Genomic DNA, 17,505 nt, shown 5'->3' with positions numbered 1-17,505 from the left:
TTACTGCTCCTGATTATTTGGCGTTAGAACGGTAAGTCTCAATCAGTTCGATAAAGTGATCGAACAGCGGCGCGGCGTCGTGCGGGCCTGGGCTGGCTTCCGGGTGCCCCTGGAAGCTGAACGCCGCCTTGTCGGTGCGGTGAATGCCCTGCACCGTATGGTCGAACAGCGATTTGTGCGTCACGCGCAGATTCGCCGGCAGGTCGTTTTCATCGACGGCGAAGCCGTGGTTCTGCGCGGTGATCATTACCGTGTTGTTGTCCAGATCCTTCACCGGGTGGTTGCCGCCGTGGTGGCCGAGCTTCATCTTCATGGTTTTCGCCCCGCTGGCCAGCGCCAGCAGCTGGTGACCCAGACAGATGCCGAACACCGGAATGTCGGTTTCCAGGAACTGCTTGATGGCGGCGATGGCGTAGTCGCACGGCTCCGGATCGCCCGGGCCGTTGGACAGGAAGATACCGTCCGGATTCATTTTCAGCACCTCGTCGGCCGGGGTCTGCGCCGGCACCACGGTCAGGCGGCAACCGCGATCCACCAGCATGCGCAGGATGTTGCGCTTGGCGCCGTAGTCGTAAGCCACCACGTGGAACGGCAGTTCCGCGGCGGTTTTGGCTTCCGGCAGGTCGCCTTCAAGCGTCCAGCTGCCTTGCTGCCAGCTGTAGGCCTCTTGAGTGGTGACCTCTTTCGCCAAATCCATGCCCTTCAACCCCGGGAAACCTTGCGCCTTGGCCAGAGCCAGCGCGGCATCCGGCGAATCGGCGGCGACGATGCAGCCGTTCTGGGCGCCTTTTTCGCGCAGCAGGCGAGTCAACTTACGGGTATCGATATCGGCGATCGCCACGATGTTGTGACGCTTGAGGTAGTCGGACAGGCTTTCTTCACTGCGGTAGTTGCTGGCGATCAGCGGGAGGTCACGAATGACGAGGCCTTGGGCGTGTACTGCGGAGGATTCTTCGTCGGAAGCATTGGTGCCGACATTGCCGATATGAGGATAAGTAAGAGTAACGATCTGGCGGGAATAGGAAGGATCAGTGAGGATTTCTTGATAACCGGTCATCGACGTATTGAAGACCACTTCCCCCACTGCCGTTCCCTCTGCCCCGATGGCCCGACCGTGGAATTGGGTTCCGTCTTCCAGAACCAATAGCGCTGACTTTATCAAAACATCCTCCGAGGAATAATCAATCACAATATTTGCATATTAATTCAGATATCGCGATCTAAATCAATGCAAAAACCGTCCGCGAGGCCAATTTTTGGCAAATTGGGCGCATTTTAATGATGAGTGTTCCGCTTGTCTACCCAAACCGCCATTTTTTGTTTTATTTTTGCAGTTCTCGATGCCCAAGCGGCTTGAGCTGCCATAAAAACACAGAAAACCGGGGCTGGAAAACGGTTGCGGGGAGGAATGACGGAAAACGGCGTCGGAATGGACCCAAAAAGATGCTAAAAAAGCCGACGGTGGAAAAAAAGCAGATAATTAGCAAGGTAAACACAAACAAATACCAGCCTTGACAATGAAACAACATCAAAACGATATTTATCATGTTAAAAAAAGGACAATAAAATTATTGCCCTATTATCATAGCATTATGATCAACACAACCACATCACGATGGTATTCAGTTTAGTTATATCCGGTCCAAACTCAGCACGTCACGCATATCAAACAGACCTTTATCCCGACTCCGCAGCCAGGAAGCCGCGCGCACCGCGCCGCTGGCGAAAGTCATGCGGCTGGAGGCCTTGTGGGTGATTTCCACCCGCTCGCCGATGTCGGCGAACATCGCGGTGTGCTCGCCGACGATGTCGCCGGCGCGAATGGTGGCGAAGCCGATGCTCTTCGGATCGCGCTCGCCGGTATGGCCTTCGCGCGCATAGACCGCGCAGCTTTTCAGATCGCGCCCCAGCGCGCCGGCGATCGCTTCGCCCATGGCCAACGCCGTGCCCGACGGCGCATCCACTTTGTGCCGGTGGTGCGCCTCAACGATTTCGATATCGGTATAGTCGCCCATGACCTGCGCAGCCTTCTCCAGCAGTTTCAGCACCAGATTGACGCCGACGCTGAAGTTGGCGGCAAACACGATGCCGATATGCTGCGCCGCATCGCGGATCGCCTGTTTGCCGGCGTCATCGAAGCCGGTGGTGCCGATCACCATCGCCTTATGGTGCGCCACGCAAAATTCCAGGTAGCCCAGGGTGCTTTCAGGGCGGGTGAAGTCGATCAAAATATCGAACTCGCTCGCCACTTTATCCAGACTGTCACTCACCTTGACGCCCAGCGCGCCGATGCCCGCCAGCTCGCCGGCATCAACGCCGACCAGGCTCGATCCCGGGCGCGACAGCGCCGCCCCCAACACCACGCCTTCCGCCTGCTGCACCGCCTGGATCAATTGACGGCCCATCCGGCCGCCGGCGCCCGCAATCGCAATGCGGATTTGTGAATCTTTCATGCTTGCTCTCTTCTTGATGTAACGCGTATCCCATTAACCTATCGATTCAGGGTAACTGCCCCGCTGCGGCGCCGCCAGAGGATTCATTTCATAATTAGAAAATTATGATATTGCGCTTCTTTCATCAGCGGCGCTGTCGTGAGATTAACATTCAACCGATTTGGCGGCCTGCGACGATTGTACATAATCATGCAGTTTTCATTGCAAAAAAATGCAGAAAAAAGGCGCCGAAAACGGCGCCTGAGGAACGGAGTGCGGCGGGGTCAAGCGGTAATGGCGGCCACTTCGTTGGCTATCGCCGTCAGCGCATCGTGGCGAGCATAGTCCTCCTGCACCAGCGCCGCGCGCCGGCGATAGATCGGCTGTTGCAGAATGCGCGTCGCTGCCGCCAGTATTTGTTCCGCGCTTGGCGTGCTGGTATGCAGGCTGATGCCGCAACCGGCGGCCACCACGCGCGCGGCCGCCTCCAGCTTGTCCTCACCGGTGCCGGCGACAATCAGCGGCACGCCGCTGTCCAGCGCATAGTTGATCGAGCCGTAACCGCCGTTGGTGATCAAGAGCGCCGCCTGCGGCAACCAGTGTTCGAAGGAGATGAACGCCCGCACTCGGGCGTTGTCCGGCAATGCGTCCATCAGCCCTTCGGTCGCCCGCCCGCCGGTGGTGGCCAACACCCGCACCGGCAGATGCGCCAGCGCCTGCAGCGTCGGCACGATCAGCTGATGCAGATCGACATTGGCCAGCGTGCCCTGAGACACGATCACCAGCGGCCGACGATCGTCCTCCTCCCACAGCGCCTCTTCCGCGGCCGGTTGACCACCGCTGCGCAGCGGCCCGACGAAGCGCACACCGCTCGGCAGGTCGTCGCGCTCATATTCCAGCGCCGTGGTGGCCAACTGCAGGAAACGCTCGCAGCCGCCGATCAGCGCATCGGTAAACGGGCGATTCAGCGGCCGCCCGCCCGCTTGCACCAGCGCGGCATCAAAGCTTTGCTGCACCTCATCAAGCAACACCCGCGTCGCTTCATCCACCAATTGCTCGCGGGTCAGCGCCCGCGGCAGCAGCGCCGGCGGGATACGCGGGCCATAGAAAATGGCGTCGCGCGAAGAATACGACAGCGGCGTGACGCCGATCCCGAAGACCGGCGGCCGTTCGGCGGACTGCAGCAGCGGCAGCACGCCGTAGAAGCAGTTCTCCACCATCAGCAGATCGGTCTTTTCGGCGGCGATGGCCGCACGCAGCTGACGATCCAACAGTGGGATCGGCGCGGCGAAGAAATCTTTCAGCGCCAGCGCCATCTGCGCATTGCCCGGCGGCAGCGCGGCGCGCTCGGGGAAATGCGCCTCCAGGTGGCGATAGTCGAAGTCCACCTGCGCGTCGAACGGCACGAAGCTCGCCCCAGCCGCTTCGGCGCGTTCGCGGAACAGCGCGCCGGTCATCACCCGCACCTGATGCCCTTGGGCGATCAGGTGGCGAGCGATGGCTAACATCGGGTAGACGTGCCCCGGAGTGGCGACCGCCGCCATCAGTATCCTTGCCATAATGCTCCTTTTAAGCTTCTGCGTTGGCCGGCTTCAGCGCCAGATTGGCGCACACCGGATTGCTTTGAATATGCACGCGCTGCAAATGACGCGCGGAACGGGCGGTAAAGCCCTCACGGCCGTGCAGCAGCGAGAAGTTGTCCGCGACCACCACGTCGCCCTGTTGCCACTGATGGGCATAATAGTGACGCGGATCGTACAGGTGCTGCTGCAGAGTACGGTGGAACTGTTCCTGCTGCTGCGCCGGCACGCCGTGATATTCCAGCGCATGCTGGTTGAGGAATTTTTTCCCTCCGTCGGCGGTTCATTGTAGCGCATGATCAATCCTCTGCCGTTCGGATGCTGCACCACCAGCGGCGAACAGACTTCGCCGCCGTAATGCACCACCTGCTTGATGCGGTAGGTGATAGACACCGACAGCCACTGCTCCAGCAACGCTTCGTCCGCATTGGCCAGCAAGCGCGTGGTGTCGACGAAGGTGGTACATCCGCCTTCGTCCGGCGCCGGCGCCGCCACGCAGTGGAATAACTGGAACTCGGGGATGGTCGGCTTATACATGCCATCCCAATGCAGCGGGACGTAGCTGCTGTCGAAGATATGATCCTTGGCGTCCGGATGTTCCTTCACGTCCAGCACCGCACCGAACGGCCACATCATGATCTCGCCCCACTGTTCGGCATAGCGAGTCAGGACTTCCGGCTCGCTGAAACCGGAGTCGAATCCGCGCAGCACCAGCAAGTGGTGCTCCTGCGCCAGCGCTCGCAGCGCCGCCACCGGCAGCTCGCTGACCTTTTGCCCCGGATACTGCGGCGTCAGGATCGCGCCGAACGGGGTGTTCGGTTGAATGTGGCAATTAAGCGGTTGGTTGTTCATGGTGATTCTCCTTGCATCGAATGTGCTGCTCACACGGCAACGTGCCGTCAAAAAAGCGCCCGTCAGGATTTCGGGCGCAAAAGCATGCAGCGGCCTCAGGCCATCTGCGGTTGTTCGATCAGGTAATGGCTCGGCGTGCCGCGGATCTCAACCAACTCGCCGTCCAGGCTCTGCGCGTCTTTACGCTTCATCAGCACGAACTGGCCGTTCACGTTGGCCGCCACGCCATGCCACGGTGTCAGCCAGTCGTCTTTGGTCGGCATCATGTGGATGCCTATCTTCAGGCTGTCGGCCGGCTGCGGGTGAATCGACAGGCGGATCGCCGCCGGGAAATACTGGGCCAGCAGGTTGCCCCAGGCCCAGCTGCGCTGGATAACGCCACAGGCGCGCCGTTTGGCGTCTTTTTGCAGCGCGGCGTTGGAACCGCTGTAGCCCGGCAGGAGGCTGTCTTCATACAAGAAGCGCGTGATGGCGCGATACAGCATTAATCCCTGCTCGTCCTGCATCAGCTGGCGCTTGATCGCCTCTTCCGATTCGGCATAACCGTCCACCAACAGCCGGCGCAGCAGATCGTAGTCATCGGTATGCTCCGCCAGGCCTTTGACATCGCCAAGGTTGAACACACTCAGGTGGGTTGCGCCCACTTCATGCAGCAGGCTTTCAATCTCACGTTGATAATGGTTGATCGCTTCGTCGCTGACGCGGATCAGATCGCCGAACACGTGGCCGTCGGAACAGATAACGATATGCGCGCCCGGCGGGTAATAGAGTTGAATGCGCTGGCACAGCGAGTTGAGGAAGATCAGCGACAGCCGCTCCGCCATGTCCGGCACCGCGCCTATCACTTTATTGGCGTTGGGTGACTTGGTCGGAAAAGCCGGCAGCACGAATTCGATGCGCTGGTCGTTTTCAATGAATGCCCGAATGCGCGGCAATTGCACCTGAGTGACCTGCCGCTCCTCTTCAGCCAGAGAAGCATCGTCGGCGATGAGGCGACGTCGATATTGCAATAATTCACGTAGGATTTTTAATGCTATCTCTTCTTTTTTCTGTGCGCTATCCACAATGAGCTCCTGTTGCGATGTGGCGCGGGTGTATTATTGGCAAGCGCAATAAGATTTATCAAAAAGAGATAAAGCGCATGCAAAATAATAATCAGCCCGGCGTTTATATGCTTCAGGCAATATAGGAAAGATGGTGCTATATTATTAGCCCGTATAACTCACAATCTAGGTTAAGTTGTGCTTAACAAACTATGAGCAATATTTTAAAACGCATGGCCATTTTCTCAAAAGTGGTCGATTGTGGCGCATTCAGCATGGCGGCAAAAGAATTGGGCATGACGACATCGGCCGTCAGCCAGCATATTCGCCAGCTGGAGGAACATCTGGGTATTCAATTACTGTTGCGATCGACGCGCTCATTGAGCCTGACCGAAGCCGGATTGTGCTTTTATGAAGATTGTCTGCTGATGATCCACGCCGCCGAGCGCGGGCAACAGCGGATCGCCGCGCTGCGCGGCGAGCTGGTCGGTGAACTGCGCGTCGCCACCTCGACCGAATTCGCCACCCATTATCTGGTGCCGGCGCTGCAGAGCTTCCTCGACGAACACCCGCGCATCACGCTGCGGTTGGAAATCCACGATGAGAGAATAGACCTCATCGCGCAACGCATCGATCTGGCGATACGCGGCGGCGCGCTGGCTGACTCCAGCTACGTCTCCACGCGGCTGGCGCGCTGCCGCGAAGTGCTGTGCGCCTCCCCGGCCTACCTGGCGAACTACGGGGTGCCGGATTCGCCACAGGCGCTGACGCAACATCACTGGGTCACCTTTACGCCGCTCGGCAATCCGCAGTTTGTTCGCCTGATCCATCGCGACGGCGGCGAGCACCGCATGCGCATGACCGGGCGACTGTTCACCAACAGCGGCATGGCGATGAAGGAGCTGGCGCTGACCGGCAAAGGCATCATTCGCAATTTCTTCGCCAACGTCGAGCGAGAGTTGCGCAGCGGCGAGCTGATTGAAATATTGCCCGACTGGCGATTACCGGAAATTAATTGCTATGCCATTATGCCGCGACGGGAGATCCAGCCATTAAAAGTCCGGCGATTGCTGGAGCATATGAAGCTCTATTTAAAGGAGAAAGGATTAAACGACCTAGAACAGATTCGACAAGAATAAAATAAGAAACATCTGCAAGACCACTATTGTAATTATTGTAATCACGTTGACGACACCAGGCCCTATTTAGATTGCAGCCTAATGATATTCTATTTAATGACTTTATTCAGCCTATATAATTAATGACGCCACCGCTATTTCAAATACTCAGAATAAATTTGGCTTTAGTTAGCAGAAAATTTGAATATGCTCAGCATTTTATTTTTAATGCCGTTGGCATTCCAAAAAAAACGGGAAGCCTAAGCTCCCCGTTGTCATTCGCTCACGCACCTCAGTCAATCTGCCGGACGTCCACGCGCAGCTCTTTCGGCACTTCGAACACGATGTTCTCTTCACGCCCGCTGATTTCATGCACGTCGACACCGCCCAGCGCTTTCAGGCGAGAGATCACCTCCTGCACCAGCACGTCCGGCGCCGAAGCGCCGGCGGTGACGCCGATGTTGCGCGCTTCGCTCAGCCAACTTTCCTGAATATCCGCCGCCGAATCGATCAGATAAGCCGGTTTGCCCACGCGCTGCGCCAGTTCGGCCAGACGGTTAGAGTTGGAAGAGTTCTTCGACCCCACCACCAGCACCACGTCCGCATCGCCGGCCAGGTTACGCACCGCTTCCTGACGGTTGGTGGTGGCGTAGCAAATGTCATCCTTGCGCGGACCGATAATGCTCGGGAAGCGCTGACGCAGCGCATCGATCACGTCCGAGGTATCATCAACCGACAGCGTGGTCTGCGTCATGAAGCACAGGTTGTTTTCGTCTTTCACCTGCAGCTTCCACACGTCTTCCGGCGATTCGACCAGGTACATGCCGCCCTGCGGGTTGCTGTACTGGCCCATGGTGCCTTCCACCTCCGGGTGCCCGGCATGGCCGATCAGAATCGCTTCGGTGCCGCGGCGGCTGGCGCGCGCCACTTCCATATGCACCTTGGTCACCAGCGGACAGGTGGCGTCGAACAGCATGGTCAGATCGCGCGCCTTGGCTTCGGCGCGCACGGCTTGAGACACGCCGTGCGCCGAGAAGATCAGGATAGAGCCGTCCGGCACTTCGGCGATCTCTTCGATAAACACGGCGCCACGCTCACGCAGGCTGTCGACCACGTAGCGGTTGTGCACCACTTCATGCCGTACGTAGATCGGCGCGCCATACAGCTCCAGCGCGCGTTCCACGATGCTGATCGCACGATCAACCCCGGCGCAGAAGCCGCGCGGGTTAGCCAGCAATATTTGCATGCGTCTCCTCCTGCTGCGGATCGATCTCCAGCACTTCGATGTCGAAGGTCACCGGATGGCCCGCCAGCGGATGGTTGAAATCGACGGTGATCGAATCTTCCGCCACCGCGCGCACCACGCCCGGCATTTCTCTGCCGTCAATCGCGGTAAACAGCATGATGGTGCCCACGTCCGGCACGCCGGTTTCCGCGAAGTCGCGGCGCGAGAAGAACTGGACCAGATCCGGGTTCTCCGCGCCGAACGCCGCTTCCGGCTGCAGGGTAAAGGCGCGCTTGTCGCCCGCGCGCAGGCCAAGCAACTGCTCTTCCAGCGGCGCCGACAGGCTGCCGTCACCCAGGCGGAACAGCGCCGGTTTGCCGCTGCTGCGGGTGGATTCGGCGGTCGAACCGTCTTCCAGTTTCAGCGTAAAGTGAACCAGCACCGCGCTGTCACTGATAACCTGAGCCGTCATATTACTCACCTTTGCTCTTTGCGCCTTTGTTCGCCGGCGACAGGAAACCTTCCAGCACGATCATCGCCGCGCCCACGCAGATAAAGCTGTCCGCCAGATTGAAGGTCGGGTAGTGCCAGTCACCGACGTAAAAGTCAATGAAATCGACCACGAAACCGTGCCACAGGCGATCGAACAGGTTGCCCAACGCCCCGCCGATGATAAAGGCGTAGGCGATGTTGTTCAGCTTCTGCTGCGCCGCGCTGCGGTACATCATCACCAGCAGCACCGCGACGATGGCGATGGCGATGCCGGCGAAGAACCAGCGTTGCCAACCGCCATGATCGGCCAGGAAGCTGAACGCGGCGCCGTAGTTGCGCGCGTAAAACAGGTTGAACGACGGGATCAACGGCTGGGACTGGCCCAGCGTAAAGTTAGCGAGGATCCACTGTTTGCTGCCGAAATCCAGCGCCAGCACCGCCACTACAACCCACAGCCAACGCAGGCCGGTCGAACAAATTGGTTTACTCATCAGGCGCAAGTTCTCAGGCAAAGTTACGCTTCTCGCCGTCACCGGCGACGTTGCTCACACAGCGGCCGCAGATGTCTGCATGCTCCGCTACCAGGCCGATATCGGTGGTGTAATGCCAGCAGCGCGGGCACTTCTCACCTGGCGCCGTGCTGAAGGCGATCTTCAGCCCTTTCAGCAGCTCGGAGGCCTGCGCGTCGGCCGGCGCCTCCGCCAATGGCGCAACGCTTGCCGCAGAGGTCAGCAGCACAAAGCGCAGCTCATCCTGCAGGCTGTTCAGACGCGCCGCCAACTCGCTGTCGGCATACAGCGTCACCGCCGCTTCCAGCGAACCGCCGAGGCGTTTGTCCGCACGCGCCTGCTCCAGCACCTTGTTCACTTCGCCGCGCACTTTCAGCAGCTCAGCCCAGAAAGCGTCGTTCATCGGCTCGCCTTCCGCCAGCCCGAACAGGCCGTCGTACCACTCTTCGGTGAACACGTACTGCGCGCGTTTGCCCGGCATGAAGCCCCAGATCTCGTCTGCGGTGAACGACATGATCGGCGCCATCCAGCGCACCAGCGCTTCGACGATGTGATACAGCGCGGTCTGGCAGCTGCGGCGGGCGACGCTGTCGCTCTTGGCGGTATACTGACGATCCTTGATGATATCCAGGTAGAAGGAGCCCATCTCGACCGAACAGAACTGCATCAGGCGCTGCACCACTTCGTGGAAATCGTAGTTGGCATAAGCCTGCTCGATATCCTGCTGCGCCGCCAGCGCGCGGCCGACCGCCCAGCGATCCAGCACCACCATGTCTTCCGGCGCCACGCAATCGGTGCTTGGCTCGAACCCGTTCAGGTTGGCCAGCAGGAAGCGCGCGGTGTTGCGGATGCGGCGGTAAGAGTCGGCGGAACGCTTGAGGATCTCGTCGGACACCGCGATCTCGCCGGTGTAATCGGTCGACGCCACCCACAGACGCAGAATGTCGCCGCCCAACTTGTTCATCACGTCCTGCGGGCTGACGGTGTTGCCGATCGACTTGGACATCTTGCGGCCCTGGCCGTCGACGGTGAAGCCGTGGGTCAGCACTTCCTTGTACGGCGCCTTGCCCTTCATCGCGGTGGAAATCATCAGCGATGACATGAACCAGCCGCGGTGTTGGTCGGAGCCTTCCAGATACATGTCGGCGCCGTGGCCGTTGAATTCAGGACGCACGTCGACAACGGAGGCGTGGGTAGAACCGGAATCGAACCACACGTCCAGCGTATCCGGCACTTTCACGTAGTCGGCGGCTTCCGCGCCGAGGATGTCGGCCGCGTCCAGATCCCACCAGGCCTGAATGCCGTCTTGCTCGACGCGCTTGGCCACTTCTTCCATCAGCTCAACGGTGCGCGGGTGCAGCTGCTCGGTCTCTTTGTGCACGAACAGCGACATCGGTACGCCCCAGGTGCGCTGACGCGAGATGCACCAGTCCGGGCGGTTGGCCACCATCATTTCGATGCGCGCCTGGCCCCAATCCGGGATCCACTGCACGCCCTTGATCTCTTCCAGAGACTGCTGACGCAGGCCTTTCTGATCCATGCTGATGAACCATTGCGGCGTGGCGCGGAAGATGATTGGCGTCTTGTGGCGCCAGCAGCACGGATAGCTGTGCAGGAACTTCTCGACGTGCAGCAGCGCGCCTTTCTCGCGCAGCAGATCGACGATCAGATCGTTGGCCTTGAAGACGAACTTGCCGTCCAGCAGCGGGTAGGTGCCGGTCAGGTAGCAGCCGTTCGGCCCTACCGGGTTGGCCACTTCCAGGCCGTATTTCTGGCCGATCACGAAGTCGTCCGGGCCGTGACCCGGCGCTGTGTGCACCGCACCGGTACCGGCGTCCAGGGTCACATGCTCGCCGAGGATTGCCGGCACGTCGAAGTCCATGAACGGGTGTTTGAAGCGCAGCAGCTCCAGATCGGCGCCTTTGCAGCTGCCCAGCACCGTCCACTCGGTGATGCCGGCGCGTTTCATCACGCTTTCCACCAGTTCGGCCGCCAGGATCAGGCACTGGCCGTCAACCTGCACCAGTTGATAGGTGAAGTCCGGGTGCAGAGAGATCGCGCGGTTAGCCGGCAAGGTCCACGGCGTGGTGGTCCAGATAACCAGCGAGATGGCGCCGTTGAAGTGGCTCACGCCGAACTTGGCCGCCACGGCAGCCGCGTCGGCCGCATGGAAGGACACGTCGATCGACGGCGAAGTCTTGTCGTAATACTCCACTTCCGCTTCCGCCAGCGACGAGCCGCAGTCGGTGCACCAGTGAACCGGCTTGGCGCCTTTCAGCAGGTGGCCGTTGCTGATGATCTTGCCCAGCGCGCGGATGATGTTGGCTTCGGTTTTGAAGTCCATGGTCAGGTATGGACGATCCCAGTCGCCCAGCACGCCCAGGCGGATGAAGTCCTTCTTCTGGCCTTCAACCTGCTCGGCCGCGTATTCGCGGCACTTCTGGCGGAACTCGGCCGCCGTCAGCTTCTCGCCCGGTTTGCCGTACAGCTGCTCAACCTTCAGTTCGATAGGCAGGCCGTGGCAATCCCAACCCGGCACATAAGGCGAGTCGAAGCCGGCCATCCCTTTCGACTTGATGATAATGTCTTTGAGAATCTTGTTAACCGAGTGACCAATGTGAATGCTGCCGTTCGCATACGGAGGGCCGTCATGCAAAATGAAGGTTTTTTTGCCCTTTTTGGCAGTACGAATAATCCCGTACAGATCCTGTTCATACCAACGTTGCAGCATGCCAGGCTCGCGCTTGGCGAGATCGCCGCGCATCGGGAACCCTGTTTCCGGCAAGTTCAGGGTATTCTTGTAGTCACTCATGAGATTCTCGTTTCCGTTTTCGGCTATTTACCCGTCACACTTCAAGCTGCATCTTTGTCGGCCGCCCTTTCTCACCCGAATCACTTGCCTGTGCAAGCTCATCGGGGTTCGCGCGGTTGCCGCCGCGATGCAACTCGAATTGTTTAGGGTAAACGATTAAACCAGTGTTTTTAACCCGAAGAACTTCCGGGCCGTCACCACATCATTGGCGATTTGCTGCTTCAGGGCATCGAGCGAAGCAAACCGTTGTTCGTTGCGCAATTTTGCGCGGAGCACCACCTCAATATGGCGCCCGTAAAGATCCATTGTGACATCCAGCAGATGCACTTCCAGCTGCTGGCGCACGCCGGCGACGGTCGGGCGCGTGCCGATGTTGGCCACGCCCGGCAGCGGCTGCGGCCCCAGGCCGTACACCTCCACCGCATACACCCCTTTCACCGGCGCCACCAGGCGCTTGAGCGGCAGGTTGGCGGTCGGGAAGCCGATGGTGCGGCCCAGCTCATCGCCGTGCACCACGCGCCCGGAGATGCTGTACGGGTGGCCCAACAGGGTCTCCGCCAGCGGCAGATCGTCCTCGCTCAGCGCAGTGCGGATCGCCGTACTGCTGATGCGCCGGTCGCCTTCGCGGAAGGTCGGGGTGCTGACCACGTCGAAGCCGTACTCTTTTCCGGCCTGCTGCAATAGCGGAAAATCGCCCTGACGCCCGGCGCCAAAGCGAAAATCATCCCCCACCATCAGGAATTTGACGCCGAGCTTCTCCACCAGCAGCTCGGCGACGAACGCCTGCGCGGTGTTGGCGGCAAAACGCGGATCGAACTTGACGCACAGCAGGTAATCAACGCCCGCCTGCGCCAGATAGTTGGCCTTATCGCGCAGGCGCGTCAAACGGGCCGGCGCCTTGTCTGCGGCGAACATCTCCAGCGGCTGCGGCTCAAAGATCATGACCATCACCGGCAGCCCGAGGCGTTGCCCTTGTTGCTTCAACTGCTCCAGCAGCGCCTGATGACCGCGGTGTACGCCGTCAAAGTTGCCGATGGTGAGCACGCAACCATGGTGGCGCGCCCGGATATTGTGAATGCCGCGAATTAGCTCCATAGCTGGCTCAAAACAGTGGAAATCGGCGGATTATACCTTGTACAGCCGGTAAGGTTAACCCGCGATTGGTGCCTTTATGTAATAGACATACCATACCGGAGATAATCTGCGCGTGAAACGGCTTCACCGCAGTTTATCCCGCGCCGCCGGGCCGATTCTCGACCGCGGCCAACGGCTTGCGCCCGCCGCGGCAAATCATTGGCGAATTTTCTCGCGAAACACTGTATTCCCAAGAGCGAAGCTGGTAAAATCCTGCGCCATCACAACGTAGCGAGTGCCGCCTGTACAAACGGCGCTTATTTGCACAAATCCATTGACAAACGAAGGCTAAAAGGGCATATTCCTCGGCCTTTGAATTGTCCTCAATAGAATATATTTGGGAGTTGGACCTTGGCTAATATCAAATCAGCTAAGAAACGCGCCGTACAGTCTGAGAAACGCCGCAAGCATAACGCAAGCCGTCGCTCAATGGTGCGTACCTTCATCAAGAAGGTAGACGCAGCTATCGCAGCTGGCGACAAAGAAGCAGCACAAAATGCATTCCTGGTAATGCAGCCACTGGTGGACCGTCAGGCAGCTAAAGGCCTGATCCACAAAAACAAAGCAGCGCGTCATAAGTCAAACCTGACTGCACGCATCAACGCAATGCAATAAGCATTTCGTTATCTGCTTGATAAAAAAACCGGCTCAGGCCGGTTTTTTTACGCCCTGCGTTCAGTGAACCGCTAGCAGGAAAACAGCGCCGAGAAGTCTTTGTTGCACACCCGCTGCACCGCCGGATGCTGGATCATGCGCTCGGCGAAAATAATGTAATACTCCTCCTGCACGCTGTCGATGCGCCCAATCTCCACCACGTTGTCATCGTTGTAGGTATCCTGCGCATACAGCGTCGGCGCCACGAAAATCGCGTTGTGGTACATGCCGAAGGCCTTCATCAGCGCCGCATCGTCGAACTCGCCCAGGATCTCCACCTGAATGCCCTGCGTATTGAACCAGTTAAGCAGCTTGCGCCCCAGCATCGAGCGGCGGCCGGGGATCAGCAACTTACGTTGCTCCAGGCAGGCCGGGAACGGCAACTCCGGCGCCGGCTGGCGGCAGAAGAAGCTGATGCCGCACTCGCCCAGCTTCAGCGAGAACAGCCCTTCCTGCTGGCTGGAGTCCACCGGGCAATCCGACAGGATCATATCCAGCTTGTGCTGGCTGAGCTGCTCCAGCAGCATCTCGTGCGTCGATTCAAAACAACGCAGGTGGATCTGCTCGTTGTCCACCACCACCGCCGTTTCCAATACCTGGCTGACCAGCCGCTTCGACAGCGCATCCGCCACGCCGACGTCGAACAGCAGGTTCGACTCTTTGCGGTAGTTGACGATATCCAGCATTTCCTGGCTGAGCATGAACATCTTGTCGGCATAGCGGAACACCAGCTGCCCCAGCTCCGAAGGCACCAACCCGCGCCCCTGGCGTTTGAACAGCTTGCCGTCCAACCGCTCTTCCAGCGCCTTGATCTGGCCGGTGATGGTCTGCGGCGTCAGAAACAACGCTTCAGCGGCGCCGACCACGGAACCGGCCTTGCAGACCTGCCAGAAATAGTAAAGGTGATTAAAGTTGATATGCGACATCCTCACGAGCGGCTCTCCTTAACAACGTTTCGCAGCGGCAAACGGTGTGCCGTGACGAGCGACAAACTTCCTTTCCCTGCTTCAGACAACGTATAGCCCCATTAGTCCCAACGAAGAACGGCCGAAGCTGCACATATTTTATACCGCACAGCTCCGACCAGCCATTTTATTGTGCGCCCCTGCCGGGCACCGGCAGGATTAACGCACGCGCGGCAACGCCAGACGCAGTAATCCGTACCCCGCCACCGCCGCGGCGGTGGAGCCCAACAGGATCCCCAGACGGGAATAGGTGCTGAGCGCCGCATCGGCCTCGCCGAACGCCAGCGAGGCGATGAAAATCGACATGGTGAAACCAATACCACAGAGCACCGAAACGGCAAACACCTGTTTGAAGCCGATCCCTTCAGGCAAGCGGGCGATGCCCATTTTCACCGCCAGCAGGCTGAAGAGGAAAATCCCCAGCGGCTTGCCGATAAACAGACCGGCCGCAATCCCAACCGGCAGCAGCGACGTCAATCCTTCCAGCGATACGCCCTGCAGAGAGACCCCGGCGTTGGCGAAAGCGAACAGCGGCAGGATCATGAACGCGACCCACGGGTGCAGCTCATGCTCCAGCGTTTCCGACGGCGATGGCCCCTTCTTGACGTTCAGCGGGATCATAAAGCCGACGATCACCCCGGCCAGCGTCGCATGCACCCCGGACTTGAGGATCGCCACCCACAACACCAGGCCGACCATCATATACAACGAGGTTTTGCCCACGCCGCGCCAGTTCATCACCGCCAGCAGCACCGTCGCCGCGGCCGCCACGCCCAGCGCTATCATCGACACTTCGTGGGTGTAGAACAGCGCGATGATGATGATCACGCCCAGGTCGTCGATGATCGCCAGCGCCAACAGGAACACTTTCAGGCTGGTCGGCACGCGGTTGCCCAGCAAGGCCATGACGCCCAGCGCGAAGGCGATATCGGTCGCGGCCGGGATCGCCCAACCCTGGCGGGTAACTTCATCCGCGCCGTTGAACAACAGGTAAATCAGCGCCGGCGCCAGCATGCCGCCCAGTGCGGCGATCGCCGGAAACACCGCCTTGTCACGCCCGGACAGCGAGCCTTGCATCAGCTCGCGCTTGACCTCGAGCCCCACCACCAGGAAGAAGATGGCCATCAGCCCGTCGTTGATCCACAGCAGCAGCGGCTTGGCGATCTCCAGCGAAGCTACCTTCACCATCACCGGCAGGTTAAGGAATGCCTGGTAGATCCCCTGCGCCGGGCTGTTGGCCATGATCAGGGCGACGATCGCCGCCGCGATCAGGATGATGCCGCCCGCGGCTTCCTGACGTAAAAATTGACGAATGATGTTGGTCACAATACGTCTCTCCAAATCTGAGCAAGGCGTAGCGCCCTGCGAAGCACAGTCATGAAGTGAGTATAGAGGGCGTTTTAGTTCGAAAAAATAAGTTTATAAATGCTAAACAGCTCGAAAAAACCGATTAAAAGCACGAATAAGTCACATTTATATAAGGGATTAGCGGTTTGGCGCGCAAATAAAAACCCCGGGACAGAAGCCCGGGGTTCGCGCATAAGCTAACAGAAACAGAAGGTTAGCGAGTCAGATCGTCAAAGAACTTTTTCACCCCGTCGAAGAAGCTCTTCGAACGCGGGCTGTTCTTGTCGCCGGACGGGCCGCCCAGGCTCTCTTCCAGCTCACGCAACAGCTGCTTCTGCTTGTCGTTCAGATTGACCGGGGTTTCCACCACCACGCGACACAGCAGGTCGCCCTGGCTGCCGCCGCGCACCGATTTCACGCCCTTGCCGCGCATGCGGAACAGCTTGCCGGTTTGGGTCTCCGAAGGCACCTTCAGTTTCACCCGGCCATCCAGCGTCGGCACTTCAATCTCGCCGCCCAACGCCGCCATGGCAAAGTTGATCGGCACTTCGCAGTACAGGTTGTTGCCTTCACGCTCGAAGATCGGGTGCGCCTTCACCTGCACCTGAACGTACAGATCGCCCGCCGGTGCGCCGTGCTCGCCGGCTTCGCCTTCACCCGCCAAGCGGATGCGATCGCCGGTATCCACCCCGGCCGGAATTTTCACCGACAGCGTTTTGGATTTTTCTACCCGGCCGTGGCCATGGCATTTGTTGCACGGATCTTTGATGATCTGACCGCGGCCATGGCAATGCGGACACGCCTGCTGCACGGTGAAGAAGCCCTGACGCATCTGCACCTGGCCCTGACCATGACAGGTTGGGCAGGTGACCGGCGAACTGCCCGGCTTGGCGCCGCTGCCGTGGCAGACGTCGCACTCTTCCAGCGTCGGGATGCGGATCTCTTTGGTGACGCCACGTACCGCTTCCTCGAGGGTCAGCTCCATGTTATAGCGCAGATCGGAACCGCGGCTGGCGCGCTGACGGCGGCCTCCGCCGAAGATGTCGCCAAACACGTCGCCAAAGATATCGCTGAAGTCGGCGCCGCCGCCAAAGCCGCCGCCGCCCATGCCGCCCTGTTCAAAGGCCGCGTGCCCGTACTGATCGTAAGCCGCGCGTTTCTGGTCGTCGGTCAGGACTTCGTAAGCTTCTTTAACTTCTTTAAACTTGGTTTCGGCGTCTTGTTCCTGGTTGCGGTCAGGATGGTATTTCATCGCCAGGCGTTTGTACGCCTTTTTGATCTCACGTTCATCCGCCGTCTTGCTGACGCCGAGAATCTCGTAATAGTCTTTCTTCGCCATTCT

14 protein-coding genes and 1 pseudogene are annotated in these 17,505 nt (G+C 59.3%); 2 read left to right on the top strand and 13 right to left on the bottom strand.

Annotated elements, in window-relative coordinates; all coding sequences use genetic code 11:
- Positions 1-13: 13 nt before the first annotated feature.
- The 5 genes and pseudogenes from carA to pvcA form a co-directional block, all read right to left on the bottom strand.
- The gene (gene carA, locus ACORQT_RS03180) at positions 14-1,162 is read right to left on the bottom strand and encodes a glutamine-hydrolyzing carbamoyl-phosphate synthase small subunit (protein ID WP_071883584.1); all 1,149 of its coding nucleotides are present in this window, start codon (positions 1,160-1,162) and stop codon (positions 14-16) included.
- A gap of 469 nt (positions 1,163-1,631) precedes the next feature.
- Entirely contained in the window at positions 1,632-2,453 is an 822-nt protein-coding gene (gene dapB / locus ACORQT_RS03175; RefSeq protein WP_042783670.1) for a 4-hydroxy-tetrahydrodipicolinate reductase, read from the bottom strand.
- Between the two features lie 263 nt (positions 2,454-2,716).
- Positions 2,717-3,976 carry a glycosyltransferase gene (locus tag ACORQT_RS03170; protein WP_033641823.1) on the bottom strand — a complete coding sequence of 420 codons (1,260 nt, stop codon included), beginning with the start codon at positions 3,974-3,976 and terminating at the stop codon, positions 2,717-2,719.
- Positions 3,977-4,001: 25 nt separating this feature from the next.
- A pseudogene (locus tag ACORQT_RS03165) lies at positions 4,002-4,864 on the bottom strand (TauD/TfdA dioxygenase family protein).
- Positions 4,865-4,959: 95 nt separating this feature from the next.
- Positions 4,960-5,928 (bottom strand): L-tyrosine isonitrile synthase, encoded by a 969-nt coding sequence (gene pvcA / locus ACORQT_RS03160; protein ID WP_108680161.1) that lies wholly within the window; start codon positions 5,926-5,928, stop codon positions 4,960-4,962.
- Positions 5,929-6,119: 191 nt separating this feature from the next.
- Between pvcA and ACORQT_RS03155 the strand changes: the two genes are divergently transcribed.
- Positions 6,120-7,046 carry a LysR family transcriptional regulator gene (locus ACORQT_RS03155; RefSeq protein ID WP_033641820.1) on the top strand — a complete coding sequence of 309 codons (927 nt, stop codon included), beginning with the start codon at positions 6,120-6,122 and terminating at the stop codon, positions 7,044-7,046.
- Between the two features lie 271 nt (positions 7,047-7,317).
- Here ACORQT_RS03155 and ispH read toward each other — a convergent pair whose 3' ends face one another.
- The 5 genes from ispH to ribF form a co-directional block, all read right to left on the bottom strand.
- Positions 7,318-8,271: a 4-hydroxy-3-methylbut-2-enyl diphosphate reductase gene (ispH, locus tag ACORQT_RS03150; RefSeq protein WP_033641819.1), complete on the bottom strand. Its 954-nt coding sequence runs from the start codon at positions 8,269-8,271 to the stop codon at positions 7,318-7,320.
- A complete protein-coding gene (gene fkpB / locus ACORQT_RS03145) occupies positions 8,252-8,722 on the bottom strand; it encodes an FKBP-type peptidyl-prolyl cis-trans isomerase (RefSeq protein WP_444859316.1) in 471 nt (156 codons plus the stop codon). Before fkpB ends, ispH begins: the two co-directional genes overlap by 20 nt.
- Position 8,723: 1 nt before the next feature.
- On the bottom strand, positions 8,724-9,233 hold the full coding sequence (gene lspA, locus ACORQT_RS03140) for a signal peptidase II (RefSeq protein WP_025301524.1): 510 nt from the start codon (positions 9,231-9,233) through the stop codon (positions 8,724-8,726).
- 13 nt (positions 9,234-9,246) lie between these two features.
- Complete coding sequence (gene ileS, locus ACORQT_RS03135) at positions 9,247-12,063, bottom strand: isoleucine--tRNA ligase (RefSeq protein WP_033641818.1); 2,817 nt, start codon at positions 12,061-12,063, stop codon at positions 9,247-9,249.
- A gap of 156 nt (positions 12,064-12,219) precedes the next feature.
- On the bottom strand, positions 12,220-13,158 hold the full coding sequence (gene ribF, locus ACORQT_RS03130) for a bifunctional riboflavin kinase/FAD synthetase (protein WP_033641817.1): 939 nt from the start codon (positions 13,156-13,158) through the stop codon (positions 12,220-12,222).
- A gap of 390 nt (positions 13,159-13,548) precedes the next feature.
- Here ribF and rpsT point away from each other — a divergent pair, with 390 nt between their 5' ends.
- Positions 13,549-13,812, top strand: a complete 264-nt coding sequence (rpsT, locus tag ACORQT_RS03125) for a 30S ribosomal protein S20 (protein WP_004932960.1) — start codon at positions 13,549-13,551, stop codon at positions 13,810-13,812.
- A gap of 71 nt (positions 13,813-13,883) precedes the next feature.
- On the opposite strand, the gene nhaR is transcribed toward rpsT, so the two are convergent.
- From nhaR to dnaJ, 3 genes are all read right to left on the bottom strand, one after another.
- Complete coding sequence (gene nhaR / locus ACORQT_RS03120; protein WP_004932962.1) at positions 13,884-14,783, bottom strand: transcriptional activator NhaR; 900 nt, start codon at positions 14,781-14,783, stop codon at positions 13,884-13,886.
- Positions 14,784-14,975: 192 nt separating this feature from the next.
- A complete protein-coding gene (gene nhaA / locus ACORQT_RS03115; RefSeq protein WP_033651695.1) occupies positions 14,976-16,142 on the bottom strand; it encodes a Na+/H+ antiporter NhaA in 1,167 nt (388 codons plus the stop codon).
- 235 nt (positions 16,143-16,377) lie between these two features.
- Entirely contained in the window at positions 16,378-17,502 is a 1,125-nt protein-coding gene (dnaJ, locus tag ACORQT_RS03110; RefSeq protein WP_004932969.1) for a molecular chaperone DnaJ, read from the bottom strand.
- Positions 17,503-17,505: the final 3 nt, after the last annotated feature.

This window comes from Serratia sp. (in: enterobacteria) (genome assembly GCF_052400455.1).
Lineage (GTDB): Bacteria > Pseudomonadota > Gammaproteobacteria > Enterobacterales > Enterobacteriaceae > Serratia > Serratia ureilytica.
This window is presented reverse-complemented; position numbering and strand designations above follow the sequence as displayed.

Bases quoted from the DNA above. Each gene is read 5' to 3' on its own strand.
- dapB (WP_042783670.1), bottom strand. From the start codon at position 2,453: ATGAAAGATTCACAAATCCGCATTGCGATTGCGGGCGCCGGCGGCCGG.
- ispH (WP_033641819.1), bottom strand. From the start codon at position 8,271: ATGCAAATATTGCTGGCTAACCCGCGCGGCTTCTGCGCCGGGGTTGAT.
- lspA (WP_025301524.1), bottom strand. From the start codon at position 9,233: ATGAGTAAACCAATTTGTTCGACCGGCCTGCGTTGGCTGTGGGTTGTA.
- dnaJ (WP_004932969.1), bottom strand. From the start codon at position 17,502: ATGGCGAAGAAAGACTATTACGAGATTCTCGGCGTCAGCAAGACGGCG.
- ACORQT_RS03155 (WP_033641820.1), top strand. From the start codon at position 6,120: ATGAGCAATATTTTAAAACGCATGGCCATTTTCTCAAAAGTGGTCGAT.
- fkpB (WP_444859316.1), bottom strand. From the start codon at position 8,722: ATGACGGCTCAGGTTATCAGTGACAGCGCGGTGCTGGTTCACTTTACG.
- ACORQT_RS03170 (WP_033641823.1), bottom strand. From the start codon at position 3,976: ATGGCGGCGGTCGCCACTCCGGGGCACGTCTACCCGATGTTAGCCATC.
- ribF (WP_033641817.1), bottom strand. From the start codon at position 13,158: ATGGAGCTAATTCGCGGCATTCACAATATCCGGGCGCGCCACCATGGT.
- ileS (WP_033641818.1), bottom strand. From the start codon at position 12,063: ATGAGTGACTACAAGAATACCCTGAACTTGCCGGAAACAGGGTTCCCG.